General features: G+C 46.6%; 16 protein-coding genes. 13 read left to right on the top strand and 3 right to left on the bottom strand.

Features of this window, described 5'->3' with window-relative positions:
- Positions 1-10 precede the first annotated feature (10 nt).
- The 11 genes from J4N23_RS00955 to J4N23_RS00905 all read left to right on the top strand — a co-directional run bounded on the left by J4N23_RS00955 (position 11) and on the right by J4N23_RS00905 (position 10,655).
- Positions 11-985, top strand: coding sequence for a transketolase family protein (locus J4N23_RS00955; RefSeq protein ID WP_207425135.1), 975 nt, complete (start codon positions 11-13; stop codon positions 983-985).
- A gap of 48 nt (positions 986-1,033) precedes the next feature.
- Entirely contained in the window at positions 1,034-1,972 is a 939-nt protein-coding gene (locus J4N23_RS00950) for a D-ribose ABC transporter substrate-binding protein (protein ID WP_207425134.1), read from the top strand.
- Positions 1,973-1,975: 3 nt separating this feature from the next.
- Positions 1,976-2,602 (top strand): DUF2291 domain-containing protein, encoded by a 627-nt coding sequence (locus J4N23_RS00945; protein WP_207425133.1) that lies wholly within the window; start codon positions 1,976-1,978, stop codon positions 2,600-2,602.
- A gap of 11 nt (positions 2,603-2,613) precedes the next feature.
- A complete protein-coding gene (locus J4N23_RS00940; protein WP_207425132.1) occupies positions 2,614-4,119 on the top strand; it encodes a sugar ABC transporter ATP-binding protein in 1,506 nt (501 codons plus the stop codon).
- A gap of 9 nt (positions 4,120-4,128) precedes the next feature.
- On the top strand, positions 4,129-5,103 hold the full coding sequence (locus J4N23_RS00935; protein ID WP_207425131.1) for an ABC transporter permease: 975 nt from the start codon (positions 4,129-4,131) through the stop codon (positions 5,101-5,103).
- A 1-nt stretch (position 5,104) separates the two neighbouring features.
- Positions 5,105-6,595 carry a glycerol kinase GlpK gene (locus tag J4N23_RS00930; RefSeq protein ID WP_207425130.1) on the top strand — a complete coding sequence of 497 codons (1,491 nt, stop codon included), beginning with the start codon at positions 5,105-5,107 and terminating at the stop codon, positions 6,593-6,595.
- 171 nt (positions 6,596-6,766) lie between these two features.
- Complete coding sequence (locus J4N23_RS00925; protein ID WP_207425129.1) at positions 6,767-8,644, top strand: rhamnogalacturonan lyase; 1,878 nt, start codon at positions 6,767-6,769, stop codon at positions 8,642-8,644.
- Between the two features lie 242 nt (positions 8,645-8,886).
- Entirely contained in the window at positions 8,887-9,210 is a 324-nt protein-coding gene (locus J4N23_RS00920; RefSeq protein ID WP_207425772.1) for a helix-turn-helix transcriptional regulator, read from the top strand.
- A 6-nt stretch (positions 9,211-9,216) separates the two neighbouring features.
- Positions 9,217-9,687, top strand: coding sequence for an SRPBCC domain-containing protein (locus J4N23_RS00915; RefSeq protein ID WP_207425128.1), 471 nt, complete (start codon positions 9,217-9,219; stop codon positions 9,685-9,687).
- Between the two features lies 1 nt (position 9,688).
- Positions 9,689-10,066: a DoxX family protein gene (locus tag J4N23_RS00910; RefSeq protein ID WP_207425127.1), complete on the top strand. Its 378-nt coding sequence runs from the start codon at positions 9,689-9,691 to the stop codon at positions 10,064-10,066.
- A 10-nt stretch (positions 10,067-10,076) separates the two neighbouring features.
- Entirely contained in the window at positions 10,077-10,655 is a 579-nt protein-coding gene (locus J4N23_RS00905; RefSeq protein WP_207425126.1) for a YdeI family protein, read from the top strand.
- A gap of 235 nt (positions 10,656-10,890) precedes the next feature.
- Here J4N23_RS00905 and J4N23_RS00900 read toward each other — a convergent pair whose 3' ends face one another.
- Together J4N23_RS00900 and J4N23_RS00895 are read right to left on the bottom strand one after the other, a co-directional pair.
- Entirely contained in the window at positions 10,891-11,514 is a 624-nt protein-coding gene (locus J4N23_RS00900; RefSeq protein ID WP_207425125.1) for an NAD(P)-dependent oxidoreductase, read from the bottom strand.
- Positions 11,515-11,584: 70 nt separating this feature from the next.
- Positions 11,585-12,361, bottom strand: coding sequence for a helix-turn-helix domain-containing protein (locus J4N23_RS00895; protein ID WP_207425124.1), 777 nt, complete (start codon positions 12,359-12,361; stop codon positions 11,585-11,587).
- Positions 12,362-12,570: 209 nt separating this feature from the next.
- On the opposite strand from J4N23_RS00895, the gene J4N23_RS00890 reads away from it, so the two are divergent.
- A complete protein-coding gene (locus tag J4N23_RS00890) occupies positions 12,571-13,365 on the top strand; it encodes a DUF5995 family protein (RefSeq protein ID WP_207425123.1) in 795 nt (264 codons plus the stop codon).
- 194 nt (positions 13,366-13,559) lie between these two features.
- Here the strand turns inward: J4N23_RS00890 and J4N23_RS00885 are convergent, their stop codons facing one another.
- Positions 13,560-14,834, bottom strand: a complete 1,275-nt coding sequence (locus J4N23_RS00885) for a hemolysin family protein (protein WP_207425122.1) — start codon at positions 14,832-14,834, stop codon at positions 13,560-13,562.
- A gap of 423 nt (positions 14,835-15,257) precedes the next feature.
- Here J4N23_RS00885 and J4N23_RS00880 point away from each other — a divergent pair, with 423 nt between their 5' ends.
- A complete protein-coding gene (locus tag J4N23_RS00880; RefSeq protein ID WP_207425121.1) occupies positions 15,258-17,876 on the top strand; it encodes a DUF5686 family protein in 2,619 nt (872 codons plus the stop codon).
- Positions 17,877-17,902: the final 26 nt, after the last annotated feature.

Raw genomic sequence — 17,902 nt, 5'->3', positions numbered from 1 at the left:
ACATCAGCATATGGGAAGTCCGGTTGTAGAAAGCAAAACAGGAGCGAAAGCAAATCTGGAAGTATTTTCAGCTACTCTTCAGGAGCTCGCCGAGCAGGACAGAGATATCATCGCGGTAACCAGCGATTCCAGAGGTTCAGGCAAGCTCGTCCCCTTTGGTAAGAAGTATCCAAAGCAGATTGTAGAGATCGGCATTGCCGAGCAGAATCTGGTAGGCGTAGCAGCGGGACTGGCATCAGCTGGCAAGAAAACCTTTGCCGTGTCGCCAGCCTGTTTTTTGACAGCCAGAGCCTTAGAGCAGATTAAAAACGACGTCGCTTACTCTGATAACCCGGTGAAGCTCATTGGAATAAGTGCCGGTGTTAGTTATGGAGCTTTAGGTTCCACACATCATTCACTTCACGATTTCGCTGCGCTACGGGCCATTAATAATCTCGTCGTGGTTGCCCCCGCAGATAATTTTGAAACCGAAGAAGCGATCAAACAGGCGGCTGCAAGCAAGCAGCCGATGTACCTCCGTTTCGGTAAAAAGAATATGCCGCTGCTTACAGAAGATCCAAATAACACTTTCGAATTCGGCAAAGGAAGGATTATCTTGAAGGGAAAAGATCTTGCTTTTATCGCTACGGGAGAAACGGTTCAGCCGGCGCTGGAAGCAGCTGAAAAATTGAAAGATGAATACAATATTGAAGCGACAGTGATAAGCATGCATACCATCAAACCGCTTGACACTCAGCTTTTGCAGCAGATTGCAGAAGAAACGGAAGCGATCATCACGGTGGAAGAACATAGTGTGTACGGCGGTCTGGGTGAAGCTTGCGCTTCCTACCTGCTGGAACATGGATACAACAAACGCTTCAAAATAGTAGGGATCCCGGATGAATACACTGTAACGGGTTCACAAACAGAGATTTTTAACCATTATGGAATATCGAAAGATGGACTAGCAACAATTGCAATAAACCTATTGAGGAAGGAAAGATAGGTCTTCCTCATTCCTGAAAAACACTGAGCATTACCAATTTAACCTTTTATGAAACGATTAACCATTGCCGTGCTGATACTGGCTATACTGTCGGGCTGCTCCTCTTCAAACGGCGGAAAGGATTCCAAAAAGATTGCCATTGTTGTTTCTACGCTCAACAATCCCTGGTTCGTCTTTCTGGCCGAGACTGCTGCAAAAAAGGCAAAAGAACTGGGCTATGAGTCGAAGATTTTCGATTCCCAAAATAATACAGCTTTGGAAAGCGACCACTTTGAAAACGCCATTGCTTCCGGCTATAACGCTATCCTGTTTAACCCAACAGATGCTGCAGGATCGGTTTCCAACGTAATGAAAGCAAAAGAGGCTGGCGTCGCGGTTTTTTGCATGGACCGGGAGGTGAATTCGAAGGATGCCGCTACCTCACAAATTCTTTCAGACAGCTATTCAGCCTGCATCGAATTAGGGAAACTGTTTGTACAGTCCCTCAATAAAAAAGGCAAGTATGTGGAGCTGCTGGGCATTGTGTCCGACAATAATACCTGGAACCGCTCAAAAGGCTTCCATAGCGTGGTGGATAATTACCCCGATCTGAAGATGGTAGCTCAACAAAGTGCTGATTTTGATCGCAATAAGGCCATGGAGGTGATGGAATCCATTCTTCAGGCTCATCCCGATATTGATGGCGTTTTCTGTGGCAATGATGCAATGGCGATGGGTGCCTATCAGGCACTTGTAGCGGCAGGAAAAGCGGAGAAAGTCAAGGTAATGGGCTTTGATGGGGCCGAGGATGCTATCAATTCTATCAAGGAAGGAAAACTGACCGCCACCGCAATGCAGTTCCCTAAAACAATCGCTGAGCTGGCTGCCACTTATGCGGATGAATATTTCAAAGGCAAGACTGACTTCCCTAAAAAGCTTCCTATCCCGGTAGAAGTAGTAACCAGCGAAAACATCGATAAATACATTGCTTACGGTAAAAAAGAATAAGCCATGCACAAAGGAGTAAAATACGCACTGTTCACCGCAGCCTTTCTACTGGTCGGTTATAATTCCATCTATGTTAAAAAGCTGAGCGAAGTTAAAAAGGCAACCGAAACGAGCGAGTTTGATGCGCTGGCCTATGCTAAAAAGTTCTTGAACAAGACACTACCCGCGAATAAAGAGAAGGCTATATCGCTGGCGGAGCTCACCCAGTTGTTGAAGAGCAACCCTCGGAAGGCCTACTCCTACTCCAACGCGCAGAACGATGGCAACATCCGCTATTTCATGGTGAAGGGCGAAGGTGAGATCCTGAAGCTGGATGAAGACAATGCTTACCTGCAAGTAGCAGGCGTTGCACCGAAGGTCCTCTTGGCTACGCAGTACATTCTGGGCAATGCTGCAAGAGACGGATCCGGACTGATTTCCGTAGACGAATTTACTACGACCATGGAGATGAACACTGTCTCTGAGGAGCTAAACAAATTGATCAAGGCTGAAGTATTACCGCGCTTTAAATCAGACGCGAAGCTAGGTAGCAAAGTGTCCTTTATCGGCTCTGTTCAGTTAAATCAAGCGAAAGCCGTGCCCGACAGTCTGGAAATTATCCCACTGATCCTTAACATCGTCAACCATTAAAACCGAACATTTTGTTAGTAGCAGAAAAAATCGGAAAACGTTTTGCGGGGGTAGTCGCCCTCAACGAAGTGAGCATGGAATTGCCACCAGCTAAAGTAACGGCCATCATCGGAGAAAACGGAGCCGGCAAATCCACCCTAATGAAAATCCTTTCCGGCGTTTACCCGGAGTACGAGGGCCGGATCTTGCTGGACGGAAAAGAGGTTCGCTTCTCCAATCCAAAAGAAGCTCAGGAAAAGGGAATTGCCATCATCCACCAGGAGTTGAACCTCATCCCTGACCTCAGTATCACCGAAAATATTTTTCTCGGCCGGGAAATCACGAATGGCTGGGACATGCTCGATAAGAAAAGTATGCGGCAGAAGACACAAGAGCTGCTGAATCGCTTGAAGTTGGAGGTGAGTCCTGACACCCTGATACGCGACTTAAAGGTGGGTCAACAGCAGGTGGTCGAAATCGCGAAGGCGCTGTTAACCGATTCGCAGGTTATCATTATGGATGAGCCTACTTCTGCCATCAGCGATCACGAAGTAGAGGTCTTGTTCAGCATCATCGAAAACCTGCGTAACGATGGTAAAACAATCGTCTACATCTCACATAAACTCGACGAACTATTCCGAATAGCTGATCGATATGTAGTGCTTCGCGATGGACAGGTGACTGAAAGTGGTAGCATGGAAGGAGTCAATCACGATGCTATCATCAAAAAGATGGTCGGGAGAGAGATTAAAGCGCTGGATCGCGAACAACGCAAGTTTGGCGAAAGGGAGATCCTTCAAGTGCAAAACCTTTGCCTGGAGCTGAACAACGGGGGACGGCAGAAGGCGCTTGATAAGGTATCTTTTAGCTTGCGACAAGGCGAGATACTGGGGATCTTTGGATTGATGGGCGCGGGCAGAACAGAATTGCTCGAATGTATCCTCGGCATTCATCCTGCCGGATGTTCCGGTAACATACTTGTCAACGGTGAAGTTGTCAAGTTGAGGTCGCCGCAGGAAGCCATCAAGTCTGGTATCGTACTGGTTCCGGAAGATCGCAAGAAAGACGGATTGGTACTGGGCTTGGATGTCAAGACGAATATCAGCCTGAGCACTATACGGCGGATTCTTCAATCGGGATTCCTCAACAGAAACAGAGAAACGAAACTGGCAGAAGAGTACACGCAATCGCTTCGCATCAAAACACCCTCTCCCAACCAACAGGTAAAAAACCTGAGCGGCGGAAATCAGCAGAAGGTCGTTTTAGCTCGTTGTCTGGCTACTAATCCTAAGGTGCTTATGCTTGATGAACCGACAAGGGGTATCGACGCGAATGCCAAAAACGAGATCTACAAGTTGATCCTGGAACTTTCGCAAAGCGGGCTGGGCATTATCGTCGTATCATCGGAACTTCCCGAAATCCTTGCTGTGTCCGATCGCATCCTGGTGATGTCGGAAGGAAAGATAACAGCAGAGTTCAGCGCTGAAGAAGCAAATGAAGACAATATTTTAAAGGCGGCCATTCCAAAAACCATATAAAGAATTCCAATGAGTATTTCAAAATACCGTGCAACCCTTAGTAGATTCCAGTCCTCCATCGCCCTTTTTGTGCTCTGCCTGGCGCTGAGCATTTTATCCGATAAGTTTCTCACGGTCGATAATGGCTGGAATGTGCTTCGGCAAATCTCTGTAAATGTTTGTATTTCCGTAGGAATGACACTGGTCGTCCTTACTGCTGGCATCGACCTTTCGGTGGGTTCTGTGCTTGCCCTTAGCGGAGCAGTGGCAGCAGGCCTGTTGAAGAATGGTATAGAACTACCAGGAAATGATCTTTTTATTGGCTTTACCCTCCTGGGGACAATTGTCGCTGGTTTACTTACAGGTGGCTTCCTCGGATTTTTTAACGGGGCGGTCATCACCAAATTCAAGGTTCCGCCCTTTGTGGCCACCCTTGCTATGCTGACAATTGCCCGTGGCTTGACTATGTTGTGGACTAAAGGCTACCCAATCTCCAGTCTGGGACCAAGTTTCGGTTATATTGGAACAGGCTGGTTTTTAGGGATTCCGGTTTTAGTCTGGATCGCTGCTGTGATCATTGCGGTAGCGCTCGTCATTACGAATAAAACCTCTCTCGGCCGATACATTTATGCAATTGGTGGAAACGAAAATGCATCTCGCCTATCCGGTATTAATATTGGCAAGGTAAAAGTTATTGTCTATACCATTTCAGGGGTATTAGCTGCCCTTGGCGGGATTATGGTCACCTCGAGACTCGACTCTGCGCAACCGAATGCTGGTATCAGCTATGAGTTGGATGCCATCGCAGCCGTCGTGATTGGCGGGACCTCCCTTTCCGGCGGTCGCGGGACCATTATGGGAACGGTACTGGGCGCTGTTATCATCGGCGTATTGAACAATGGACTGGTATTGCTGGACGTATCTCCCTTCTGGCAGCAAGTGGTAAAAGGATTCGTTATCCTGTTAGCTGTAATTATTGATAAGGCAAATTCTAAAGCAGAATAAAATGAGCAAATCTTATATCCTTGCAATTGACCAGGGAACCAGCAGCACTAAGACAATTATTTTTGATGCAGATGGTCAGGTAGTCGCGAAAGCAAACGAAGCACTGCACACCTCCTACCTTGAAGGAGCGCAGGTGGAGCAGGATCCTGAGGATATTTATCAAAATGTGCTAACCTCTGTGAAAAAATGTTTGCAAGCGTTTGAAGATAAAGGCCTTTCCAGGAAGGAAATTGCTTGCTGTGGAATCTCTAATCAAAGAGAAACCTTTGTTGTATGGGATAAAGATGGAAGACCGCTATACAATGCGGTAGTTTGGCAATGCAAGAGATCTATCGACGTTTGCAAGGAGCTGAAAGAAAGAGGCCTGGAGGAGGAGATAAAGTCGAAGACTGGGCTCCTTATCGACCCTTATTTTTCCGGTTCTAAACTGATTTGGCTGAATAAACATGTGCCGAATGTGCAAGCAGCAATTGCCTCCGGTGAAGCCATGTTTGGCACTATAGACAGCTGGCTGTTGTTTAAATTAACGGCGGGAGCTCAATATCGGACGGATTATACCAACGCGTCCAGAACCTTGTTTTTCAACCTAGCCGAGTTAAGCTGGGACCGCGAACTGTTGGAGGCTTTTGGTTTAAATACCATCAGACTCCCTGAACTAAAACCTTCTGCCAGCAATTTTGGAGCCTCCACTTTTGATGGGCTTTTTGATGATCCCCTTCCAATTACCGCGATGATCGGCGATTCCCATGCGGCTACTTTTGGGGAGGGCTGCTTCGATCCGGGAACGGCAAAGGCTACGTTGGGAACGGGGTGTTCCGTGATGATGAACATCGGCGACAAGCCCACAAGTTCACAAAGTGGCATGGTGACAACCGTTTGCTGGAGTACCGCAGAACGCATTGACTACGCCATGGAAGGAGTAATTGTTTCTTGCGGATCGGTGGTGGAGTGGTTCAGGAACCAGCTAGGCCTGTTTGCAGAAAGCACGGAAACGGAAAAGATGGCGACGTCCGTGGAAGATAATAATGGCGTCTATATTGTTCCTGCTTTTAGCGGGCTCGGAGCCCCCTACTGGGATATGAGCCGAAAAGCATCAATAGAGGGTCTTACGTTCGACTGCAACCGGAATCACCTGGTCAGGGCAGCTTTGGAGACGGTGGCTTATCAGATTATGGACATTGTGACAGTGATGGAGACCGAAACCGGGATCCCAATGGAAAAGTTGATGTTGAACGGCGGCATGACTTCCAACAAATTCGTACTGAACTTCCTGGCGTCCTTATTGAATACTAACTTACTGGTAGGAACCATGCCGGATGTTTCTGCCCTTGGTGCTGCCTATCTCGCTGGTCTCTCGGGGGGAGTTTATCAGTCCATTGACGAGCTTAAGGAATTACACGCCCGCAAGTCTACTACTCAGGCTGATAAATCTATAGCCGATGTGCAAAAGTTCTACCAGGAATGGAAGACTTTTATGGAAGTAAAAGTTTAATCGCGATAGGAGAATTCAGGAGTGCAAGCCCGTACGTTACAGGTTGCACTTCTTTAAGGACTATCTGAAACGAGTTCTATCTCTTCTGCCTAAACTACTCGCCCAGCCCTTTCTACAATAATGTTACAGATGTAAAGGCCAACTCAATATCCAAACTTCTTAGCTTAGGGAATGAAACAACCAATACTTTACCTTGTCTTCTTTTTCTTGGTTAGTTCGGCTTATGCTCAGCGAGTAATGGAAAACCTCGACCGCGGAGTGGTAGCTGTACGACACGCTTCCGACTCGGTGTTCGTCAGTTGGCGTTTATTAGCTACCGAGCCCGAAAACCTTGCCTTCAATCTTTACCGAAGTACAGGCGGTGGTACGGCGGTAAAGCTAAATACGAAGCCTATTACCGGTGGAACTAACTTCATTGACACGAGGGCGGATTTAACCCAAAACATAGCGTACACGGTTAAGGCTCTTGTTAATGGAAAAGAAACAGCGGGAAGTAAACCCTTTGTTATTCCGGCAAATGCGGCAGTAGGCCAGTTCCTCAGCATCCCAATTAAAACCCCAACAGGCTACCGGCCCCATGATGCATCTGCCGGAGACCTTGATGGCGATGGTCAGTACGAACTGGTGCTTCACCAGGTAGGGAAAGGATTGGACAATTCCTTTAACGGACTAACAGATCAGCCGGTGATACAGGCATATAAGCTGGACGGAACCTTGTTATGGACCATTAATCTGGGGCGCAACATCCGCGAAGGCGAACACTATACCCAATTTATTGTGATTGATATGGATGGCGATGGTCGGGCCGAAGTGGCTATGAAGACGGCCGACGGCACCGTTGATGGGAAAGGAAAAGTGATCGGCGATTCGACGAAAGACTACCGCAGTAAGAAACCGAATACACTTGGCAAGGTGCTGGACGGCCCGGAGTTTTTTACCGTCTTTGATGGTCTGACCGGAGCGGCTCTTGCCACTACCGACTACATCCCCTCTCGCTACCCAACCGAAGGCTGGGGTGGTCCTGGCGGAAATGGCGGTAACGATAACACCGGCAACCGTGTAGACCGGTTCCTGGCCTGTGCGGCCTACCTGGATGGGAAGTTGCCCAGCGTGGTGATGTGCCGCGGATATTACGGACGCACGGTACTTGCTGCTTGGGATTACAGAAATGGAAAATTGACTTCCCGGTGGGTGTTCGATAGCAAAGACGGTAAGAATCCTTTTTCTGGGCAGGGAAACCATAATCTCAGTGTTACTGATGTAGACGACGACGGCAAAGACGAAATTGTGTATGGCTCGATGGTAGTAGATGATAATGGAAAAGGATTGTTCTCTACAGGCTTCCGCCACGGAGATGCCCTTCACGTGGGAGACCTTGACCCAAGCCGTCCTGGTTTAGAGGTATTCGGCCCGCATGAAATTGAGGATCACTCCAAGGGTGACTCAGGCTATGTAAAAGGTGCTGGCCCCGGGGTGACAATTTATGCAGCCCGGACAGGCGAAGTCTACTTTACTGGCTCTATCGATACAGATGTAGGTGCAGGTGTAGCTGAAAATATAGATCCACGCAGCCCGGGTGCAGAAATGTGGTGGTCCGGATCAGGCGGCTTACATTCTATAAAAGGCGAAAAAATCGGTCCGGTACCCACCGGCTCCTGGTTAATTTGGTGGGACGGCGACTTTACCCGTGAGACCATGGGCGGCGGCAGGATCAATAAATATAATGCAGGGACTATTTTTAGCGCCAATACCCAACGTGGAAATGGCAGAGGAAACCCAAATCTTTCAGCTGATCTTTTTGGTGATTGGCGGGAGGAGTTTGTTATGAGTGCCGGCCCTAATGAGTTGCGTATATATACTACCGTTATTCCAACTGATCACCGACTATATACGCTTATGCACGACCCGCAGTACCGTCTTAGTATAGCCTGGCAGAACGTGGCTTATAACCAGCCGCCGCATCTGAGCTTTTACCTGGGTGAGGATATGAAAGCCGCTCCCCGACCAAAGATTGTGCTACCTAATGGAAGTAAGTCGGGCAGGAAATAAGATTGTCGCCGTTGAGCACAACCAGCTTGAGAAAAACCGGTGCAGGATTCACGATCCGACACCGGTTTTTTTATTTCCTGTATAAACCCGCCCCTTTTTCCCAAAGAAAAGAGAAAAACGTACTCTCTCACTGCTCGTTACATTTTGCACTAAGCAAGTCACCTCGTCGACGAGAACAAAAAATAAAAAATAATTGCGTAGTTAAATAGCTACATTTATATTTGTAGTCAAATAGCTACATGATGAATTTGAGACGTGACGTGTTTCAGGCGATAGCAGACCCAACCAGAAGAGCAATCCTTGTATTGGTTGCTACCCAATCCATGACCGCGGGAGCGATCGCTTCTAATTTTGACACTGCCCGACCCACAGTTTCAAAGCACTTACAGATATTAACTGAATGTGAATTGCTGCAGCAAGAGCAAAGCGGCCGCGAGGTTTATTATCACTTAAACCCCAACAAAATGAAAGAGATCGCCGACTTTATCGAACCCTTCCGCAAACTGTGGGACGATCGCTTCAATAAGCTGGAAGCTCTCATGAAAAACTACCATTCAACTAAATAGAACATCATGGAACTAAAAACTAAAATCCACGCCGAAGAAGGCAAACAAGATTTGACGATCACCCGCGATTTCGATCTGCCCCTCGATCTACTTTTTAAAGCCTATGAGGAACCTGTACTTATAGAGCAATGGATGGGAACAAAAGTGCTTAAACTGGAAAATAAGAGACATGGCAGCCTCGAGTTTGAAACTACAGATCCAAAAGGAAACAAACACGGATTTCATGGCGTGATACACGAGTTTAGCCAGAATAAGAGAATCACCCGGACCTACGAAATGGAAAATACTCCTTTTCAACCATGGCTGGAGTTTATGGAGTTTGAAGCAGTAAGCGAAAATACCAGTCGCCTGCAGATGCACGTTGTGTACCGCTCTGTTGAGGAAAGAGCCGAGATACTAAAAATGCCTTTCGCGCAGGGAATAAATTGGGCCCATAATACGCTGCAGGAAGTCGTTGGTAAACTAAAGCTGGCATAACATGACAAAAACTAAAAAAATAGTCTTTTGGATAGCCACTGTCTGGCTGTCCCTTGGTATGGTTTCAACGGGTATTGTTCAAATCATCCAAATGGAGGAAGAAGTAGACCGGATGCAGGTGATGGGATATCCCTCCTATTTTCTGCTCATCATCGGTGTTTGGAAAATTCTTGGAGTGATAGCGATACTGAGTCCGAAACTTCCTTTACTGAAAGAATGGGCCTACGCTGGTTTCTTTTTCCTCATGTCGGGCGCTATATTGTCGCACCTGATAGCAGGTAGTCCCGCGACAGACTTTTTTGGACCCCTGTTATTACTGGTGCTAACGATCATTTCCTGGTATTTCCGGCCTGCTGACCGAAAAGTGGTGTTGGCATAAACAAAAGCTTATGAACCCAAAAGTAGATTGGTTTTTTGATAAACCAGGTAAGTGGCAGAACGAGTACGCTACTCTTAGAAACCTAATACTTGATTGCGGCTTAAACGAGGAGTTAAAGTGGGGCGTCCCTTGTTACACCTGTCAGGACCGCAACGTGGTATTGATCCACGGTTTTAACGACTATTGTGCCGTCCTTTTTCACAAGGGAGCCTTGTTGAAAGACGACGAACAGCTGCTTGTGCAACAAACCGAGAACGTGCAGGCAGCTCGACAGATGCGCTTTAGAAACATGTCTGAACTTTCAGAACGGGCTCCTGCCCTACGGGCCTATATCTTTGAAGCAATTGAAGTCGAAAAAGCCGGGCTTAAGGTCGAAATGAAAACAACAAAGGAGTACCCAATCCCAGACGAGTTTCAACGTGTACTGGACGAAGCGCCGGAAGTGAGAGTAGCTTTCGAAAAACTTACGCCGGGAAGGCAGCGTGGTTACCTCCTGTACTTTTCTTCCGCTAAACAATCAAAAACCCGGCAGGCTCGGGTGGAAAAATACCTCGGAAATATATTGCAGGGCAAGGGTGTTGATGATTGAGATACCTTAGAGGCCGGGGGCTTCGCCACTAGGTGTCAGATATGAGGTGGGTGTCCTACACTTGTAAAACTTCCTGTTTGCCCGATGGGCATGATTGTAGCGTCTGCTAAGCACCGACATGTGTCGAGAAAAGTAATTCCTTGATAACACTTCATTAGAGGGGGGCGTCTTACCGGAGAAAATCCTCATAACACGCACCCCTAACATTATCGCCCATGTTCCTGCAAGGAGTCTATCAATAGCTTAATGCAGGTGTTTTTCTAAGGTATTCTGTCTGCTGAATTTGCTGAAGCATGAAATCTGCGACATCGGCCCTGCCAATTTTTAAACTTAGGGAAGGCTCAAGAGTGGAGAAGCCGTGCTTGTAGTCTCTCTTGAATGCATTGGTAAAGGCAGCTGGCCGAATGATAGTCCATTCCAGATTGCTCTGTTTTATATGTTTCTCCTGCAATTCGTGATCCTGGAAAGCCTCTTTGATAAACCAGCCGAACATAATCCTTTTCCAAAAGAAATTCAGGTTTCCCCAGCTCTCTCCGCAACCCAGCGTTGTCTGGCAGATCAGCCTTTTAACACCATGTCTTTCCATCGCCTTAATAATGTGCTCTGTACCTCGGGCACGAACTTTTCCCCTTCTTCCTGCTCCCAAGGCGCAGAGCACAACATCTTGTCCTTCAATTGCCGCGCTTACAGCATCCGGCTCTAACACGTCGCCTGTAAACAAGTGTAGATTTGGCGCTTTTAAGCTTTCTAATTTTTCGGGACTGCGTGCGAATGCTGTAACCGTGTGCCCTTGGTCTAAGGCCTGTTGTGTCAGGTGGCAGCCGATTGATCCTGTTGATCCAAATATGACAACTTTCATAGTATTGTATTTAACTATTCAAAGCTAGTTGGGCCGCGGTTGCCCGAATTGTAAAAAACCGTCAATCGTATCAAATGTCTTTCTTTCTATGATAGGACGGTGTTTCTCCGGTAAATCTCCTGATGGTTTTAATAAAATGCGATTGATCGCTAAAGCCATTTTCGAATATTAGTTCCGGGGTCGCTCGTTCCCTTTCTATAAGCTCCATGTACGAGTGCTGGAACTGGATCATCCTGGCAAATTGTTTTGGGTTAACACCAATCTGATTTTTGAACTGGCGCTGAAAGGTGCGTTCGGAACAATTCGCTGCTTCCAGCACTTTTTTCATAGGTATCGTTCCTTTTTCGGCGATGATCAGTTCTACCGATTTGCGTATCCGCTGGTCCAGCTGTCGGGGATTGTTCTTAATTGAGTTTCTGAGGAAGTTCGACAGAATTGCGATGAGTTCAGCGGGCTCAGCAAAAAGTTGGAGCTTATCAAAGATAGTTTGCCCCTCCGTTTCCACAATACGACGCAGGTCGGAACAATCATCGTTCAGGTTTTGGGGATTAAGGCCGAACAGGTTTAACAAGGTCAACGGAAAAAGCTGAAAAATGACGATCAGGAAATCCCCTTCAATTACCAGCTCGATTGGCTGTATCGTTTGGCCATAGGCAAAAAATCGCGAAAGCGGTTTATTATCCGGTAGCCTGATGATGCCCTTGCTCGACTGCTGATAGATGATCCCAGGGTACCCATCGGCATAAAAGGGAAGAACGGTTTTAGCGCTGCCAGCGCTTCTAAGCACCAAGATGTTATTCACATAGCTGGACAAGTCCGCAGGAACCGGTACGATTTCAGGTTGCATTGTTAACCATCTTTAGGTATTTCTAGAAAGATAGCAGATTTTGGGTTTTGTTACATTGAAAAATCGATCTGTTCTTCCTGAATTACTCCCGGCAACTATCCAGACTAATAGCGTGTCATCGCACCTGCTCGAGGAGGATAGTTGCCAGCGTTGCCTATAGGGTAAGATCGGCAGGGATTTCATATCTTCACACAACCAAATGTACAACCATGCCTGAACTGTCGACTACTATTGATGAAGTAATAACAGCCCTGGAACAAATTATCAGTGAAAGCATCCGAACCAACAGCAGGAATGGTTATTTCGCCGCTCTGTACCTGAAAGTTACGGAAAGCGTGAAACAGGGCATTCAACGGAAGCAATTTGAAGACGGGCAGCGCATGGAACGGTTGGATGTACTTTTTGCGAATCGTTATCTGGAGGCCTATCATCAATGGAAAAGCGGTCAAGAACCAAGCGCTTCCTGGAAGCTGGCATTCGAAACGGCCGAAAAACGGTCGCCCCTGATCTTACAACACCTGTTGCTGGGCATGAGTGCCCATATTAATCTGGATCTGGGGATAGCTACGGTAGAAGAGACTGGCGACACCCCACTGGAGGACATTCATAACGACTTCGATATGATCAACACCATCATATCTTCGCTCACCTATCAGGTATTGAGCGATTTGGGCCGCGTTTCTCCCCTGCTCTCGTTACTGGGACTACACGCCGGCAATAATAACTCTGTCCTGATCCAGTTCAGCATTGACAATGCCCGGGACGGTGCCTGGTGTTTCGCCGAGGAACTGTACGAAAAAGCCGCGAGCGAGCGTCCGCAGGTGATCGAAGAGCGGGATAAGACGATACTACGCTTAGGGGAAAGCATTGTAGGACAAAGCGGCTTCTTAAAATTTACAGCATGGCTGGTGCATCTTTTTGAATGGAAAACACCGGCGAAAGTGATCAACGTGCTACGGGGCCAGAAAAAGCAGCATTTTACTGTCGGAAAAACGCTAGCATAAGGAATTGACGCGTGCGATTGCCTATCCGTCCCTAAGGGAACAGAACATCTCCTGTCGACTGTAAGATAAAAAAAGCTATCGCCCGGGGACTTGCATCGCCGACACTTAACATCCGCATGTCTTGCTGCTGGTGAAGGAAGCCAAGTCGAACGATTAAGCAAGGTCAATTATGAATACATTATTCTGCGGAAGCTCTAAGTAATTCTCGAGATCAATACCTTATCGATCCTTCTTTCGTCCATATCCACAATTTCGAGTTCAAAATCCATCCATTGGATCCTTTCGCCCGTTATGGGATAATGGTTTACCTTAGATAAAAATAACCCCGCCAGCGTCGTGAATCCCTCCGGCTCCTCCACATCTTCCAGTTGTAGATAGTCGACAAGCTCATAATACGGCAACTGCCCATCGACCAGCCATGAATTTTCATCACGCTGAATAATGCTGAAATCTTCTGTTGTTCCCATAGAGACTTCGCCGATAAGCGCATCGACGACATCAGTAACAGACAGAACTCCTTCGATGGAACCATATTCATCTACTACTACTACGAGATGGATCTTATGCTCTTTAAACTTTTCGAGCACCTTATAAGCCGCCAGGTTTTCCTGCACGTAGAAAGCCTTATCCATCAGCTTTCTTACTTCAAAATCTTCAGCTGAAGCGTTCTGAGTAAAGATTTTGTGTACGGTTATCGTTCCTAGGAGCTTATCGGGCGTCTTGTCAATCACCGGGTATACGGCATGGGGATATTCCTGTGTTTTCTTTCTGATCTGTTCGAGGTCTTCATTGATGTCAATGCAAACTAAGTCCGAGCGGTGTGTCATCAGCTCTCCTGCCCTGCGGTCGCCAAGTGCAAATACGCGTTTCACAATGTCCTGCTCAATCTCCTGAATCTCGCCAACGCTTGTACTTTCTGCGATAATCGACTTGATTTCCTCTTCACTTACGATACCATCCTTTTTTTCATTGATCCCAAACAGTCGTAAAAAGAAGTCATTAGTAGCACCCAGCAGCCAAATAAAGGGTTTGGTAGCAATAGAGACAGCATTCATCGGTCTTGCTACAAGTGAGGCAATGGTTTCGGGAAAGGTAAGACCAATTCTTTTTGGAATCAGCTCACCGAACACAATGGAAAAATAGGTCAGGATCAGTACGACCAGAAAAACAGCAACCGATTCTGAATACGGAGCTAAAAGAGCATTTCCTGCGATCAGCCTGCTCAGGTCGTTTGTTAGTTTTTCCCCGCTATACACCCCCGTTAGTATACCGATTAGTGTGATGCCTATCTGGACAGTAGAAAGGAACGTATTTGGGTTATCAGCGAGTTCAAGCGCTTTCTGTGCATTCTTATTACCTTTCTTTGCCGAGTTTTCCAGTTTGAATTTACGGGAAGAAACCAAAGCTATCTCGCTCATTGAGAAAACCCCGTTAAGTAAAATAAGAAATAGGATTATCAATATTTCCATAGGCCAAAATTAACTCAAATATCAGGGATAAGTGCTGTCTATATCTGCTTGTTACATAATCAGACAGTTTCGGAGGCAAAAAATAACGCGATAACGCAAGCTAACACTCTTTGAATTAGAGGGATAACATGTCGACAAGTGATAAGCTTATTTATGTGGTCATTCTTAAATCTGCTTGTTCGGGAAGTAGGGTGAGAGATGAAGGAATCACGAGACCGGAAGCCGTGATGAAACGTTGCAACAAAAAACGCGCTAAACCTATATATTTGATGCTTTTCCTAAAGTAGTGTGGAACAGGTGAACATGTTTGGCTTGTCGCTTCAGGAGAAGTAAAAGACCCTCTTTGTTTTGACACCATCTGCTCCAACAAATCGTCCTAAACCTAAAAAAAGAGCTATTTTGTACAATTGTCTCGCTAAAGCTATGCGTCCGTTTTTATTAAGAGCCTTACTTCCTGCCTTTGCAACTTTACTCATCGCTACTTCCACCTACTCCCAGGGTATGCGTGGAAGTATAAAAGAAGCCTCGGGACAAGGTTTGCCTAACGCCTCAATTTTTATCACGGAGCTAAACTCCGGCTCTTCCAGCAATAGTAATGGCGACTACACTTTAAAGTTAGCACCAGGGCGTTATACAATTACCGTTAGCTATGTAGGATTTAAAGCGGAGCGCTTCCAGATTGAAGTCAGACAGGAATGGATTGAACGGAATATCATCCTCCGACCACAAACCGTCCAGCTGCAGGAAGTAGCCGTAGGAAAACGAAAGGAAGACTTCGCTTATACGATTATGCGTAAGGCAATCGCGAAACGCAAATTTCATCTTTTGCAGTATAACAGTTATGAGATGACGGCCTATATCAGGGGGACGGGCGAATTGGATAAGGTGCCTTTTTTTCTGAAGAATAAAATAAAAAAGGAAGGTGTAAAGCTGGACGAGGCTTATACGACTGAATCAGTAAGCAGGATAAAATTCACGAGACCTAATAAAGTAGAGGAAAAAGTTATTTCGGTCCGAACAATCGGAAGCAATCAAGCTCCAACTGCATCGCCCGCCACGTTTATTAACCAAAGCTTTTATAGCGACCGTGTAGCGGCTTTCGTTTCCCCTCTCGCCGGCTCGGCCTTCGCTTACTATAAATTTGAATACTTGGGAAGCTTTAACGAGGGAGAGCTTTCTATCTTTAAAATCCGCGTTACTCCACGGTCGAAAGGAGATAACGTGTTTCAGGGGACAATTTATATCATCGATGATTATTGGGCAATTCATAGCCTTGATCTTTCCGCCTACCTGATGGGTTTTCCGATACACATGAAACAAAACTACTCGGAGGTGGCAAAGGCCCTCTGGATGCCTGTTACCCACCAGTATGTATTTTCGGGCAAAGCATTGGGGTTTGCGGGCGAGTACCGGTACCTGGTTTCCTGCAATAATTTTAAAGTGGAACTGAACCCGGATCTCCTTACCAGGACAGCGCTGATTGACGAGAAAGTGGAGGAGGTGCCGGTAGAGCTGACAGTAAAGGAACCTGGAAAAAAAAACAGTCTGGATATCCTGAACTCTGACGAGCCACTCACCCGGAAAGAATATCTGAAAGCACTTGAAGAGTACGAAAAAGAGCAGCTTACGCAGAATAACAAGAAACCGGAAGTGCTCAGCGACCACAGTTTTTCTATAGATAAGGAAGCTGCTAAGCGAGATTCAGCTTATTGGGATAGCATTAGGCCGCTGCCTCTTACCTTGAAAGAACAACAGGGATATAAAAGGGACGACTCTTTAGCAAAAGTTGAAGCAGTAAAACAGCTTAAGGACTCCACTTTGGCTGCCCGCGCAAAAAAAGCAAAGTTCGGTCCCAAAGATTTGCTTTTCGGCGATCGCTATCGCCTTTCAAAAAGTAGTACCGTTTCTATTAATCCAAGCATTACTCAATTCTATTATAACACAGTCGAAGGCTTTAATTTTAACCTCAGCGGAGATTTGAAAGTCCAGCTCGATAGTGTCCGATCTGTTCTATTGGAGCCCGCGGTTCGTTATGGAACTTCAAGTGAGTCATTATACGGAAAGGCTGCCCTGAGTTTTCTTAGAGGAACCAGCCACAGGTGGAGTGTTGAAGGCGGCAGCTTCGTTCAGCAGTTTAATCCTGAAAATCCCATCCATCCCTGGGTAAACACAGCCAGTACACTGCTTTATCGCCGCAATTTCATGAAGATCTTCGAAAAAAATTACGTCAATGCCGCATTTCAGTACAAGCCCTCCCCATTCTTTCAGCTGAACACCTCTCTGGAATGGGCACGACGAAATGAACTCTTTAACACCGCAAATTACAGCCTCTTTTACCGCGACAAGAGGGCCTTTACGCCCAACGCCCCGCTGAACATCGAGCGCTCAAATACTTCCTTCCCGCAACACGGTGCGCTGACTTTAGCTTTCGACTTAAGCTATCGTCCCATTCAAAAATACCGGGTAGTGAACGGCAAGAAGCGAGCGGAGCTGGAAGGTTCTCCTGAGCTTTTTCTGGGTTTCAGGAAAGGAATTGCTGACGTTCTAAACAGCGAGGTTGATTATGATCACCTCAAGGTCGGACTGAATCATTCCTTCAGTGTAGGCGCCGGGAGCGCAGTGCAATTTGAAGTGGCTGGAGGTAGTTTCCTGTCTAGCAAAAGCACTTTTTTTATGGACTATCAGCACTTCGACGGAAACCGAACCATACTTACTAGTCTGAAGCCCGCGGATTCGTTTCGTCTCCTCGATTATTATATCTACAGCACTAATAAGTTGTATGTTAGCGCACATACCTACTACAAAGCCCGCAAGTTACTTCTGACCCGGATTCCGGAGATACGATTTATGGGATTGAAAGAAAACCTCTTCGTCAGTTATCTGAAAACCTCGTCCTCGCCCCATTATTATGAGGTAGGCTATGCGCTCGACAATGTTTTCCGGGTTTTCCGGATTGAAGCTGCTGCCTCTTTCAGGGATAGAGACTTTAATGAATTGGGGCTGCGTATCGGTATTGCTACCTTGTTCCAATTTAAAAACTAAGGAAATCAGGTAAAAGAAAAAGCCTG

The organism is Pedobacter sp. SYSU D00535 (assembly GCF_017355855.1).
Taxonomy (GTDB): Bacteria; Bacteroidota; Bacteroidia; order Sphingobacteriales; family Sphingobacteriaceae; genus Desertivirga.
This window is presented reverse-complemented; position numbering and strand designations above follow the sequence as displayed.

What these genes read in the sequence shown, in the direction of transcription:
- J4N23_RS00950 (WP_207425134.1), top strand. Translation starts at nt 1,034, where the DNA reads ATGAAACGATTAACCATTGCCGTGCTGATACTGGCTATACTGTCGGGC.
- J4N23_RS00935 (WP_207425131.1), top strand. Translation starts at nt 4,129, where the DNA reads ATGAGTATTTCAAAATACCGTGCAACCCTTAGTAGATTCCAGTCCTCC.
- J4N23_RS00890 (WP_207425123.1), top strand. Translation starts at nt 12,571, where the DNA reads ATGCCTGAACTGTCGACTACTATTGATGAAGTAATAACAGCCCTGGAA.
- J4N23_RS00945 (WP_207425133.1), top strand. Translation starts at nt 1,976, where the DNA reads ATGCACAAAGGAGTAAAATACGCACTGTTCACCGCAGCCTTTCTACTG.
- J4N23_RS00885 (WP_207425122.1), bottom strand. Translation starts at nt 14,834, where the DNA reads ATGGAAATATTGATAATCCTATTTCTTATTTTACTTAACGGGGTTTTC.
- J4N23_RS00930 (WP_207425130.1), top strand. Translation starts at nt 5,105, where the DNA reads ATGAGCAAATCTTATATCCTTGCAATTGACCAGGGAACCAGCAGCACT.
- J4N23_RS00880 (WP_207425121.1), top strand. Translation starts at nt 15,258, where the DNA reads ATGCGTCCGTTTTTATTAAGAGCCTTACTTCCTGCCTTTGCAACTTTA.
- J4N23_RS00925 (WP_207425129.1), top strand. Translation starts at nt 6,767, where the DNA reads ATGAAACAACCAATACTTTACCTTGTCTTCTTTTTCTTGGTTAGTTCG.
- J4N23_RS00910 (WP_207425127.1), top strand. Translation starts at nt 9,689, where the DNA reads ATGACAAAAACTAAAAAAATAGTCTTTTGGATAGCCACTGTCTGGCTG.
- J4N23_RS00900 (WP_207425125.1), bottom strand. Translation starts at nt 11,514, where the DNA reads ATGAAAGTTGTCATATTTGGATCAACAGGATCAATCGGCTGCCACCTG.
- J4N23_RS00895 (WP_207425124.1), bottom strand. Translation starts at nt 12,361, where the DNA reads ATGCAACCTGAAATCGTACCGGTTCCTGCGGACTTGTCCAGCTATGTG.
- J4N23_RS00915 (WP_207425128.1), top strand. Translation starts at nt 9,217, where the DNA reads ATGGAACTAAAAACTAAAATCCACGCCGAAGAAGGCAAACAAGATTTG.
- J4N23_RS00955 (WP_207425135.1), top strand. Translation starts at nt 11, where the DNA reads ATGGGAAGTCCGGTTGTAGAAAGCAAAACAGGAGCGAAAGCAAATCTG.
- J4N23_RS00920 (WP_207425772.1), top strand. Translation starts at nt 8,887, where the DNA reads ATGAATTTGAGACGTGACGTGTTTCAGGCGATAGCAGACCCAACCAGA.
- J4N23_RS00905 (WP_207425126.1), top strand. Translation starts at nt 10,077, where the DNA reads ATGAACCCAAAAGTAGATTGGTTTTTTGATAAACCAGGTAAGTGGCAG.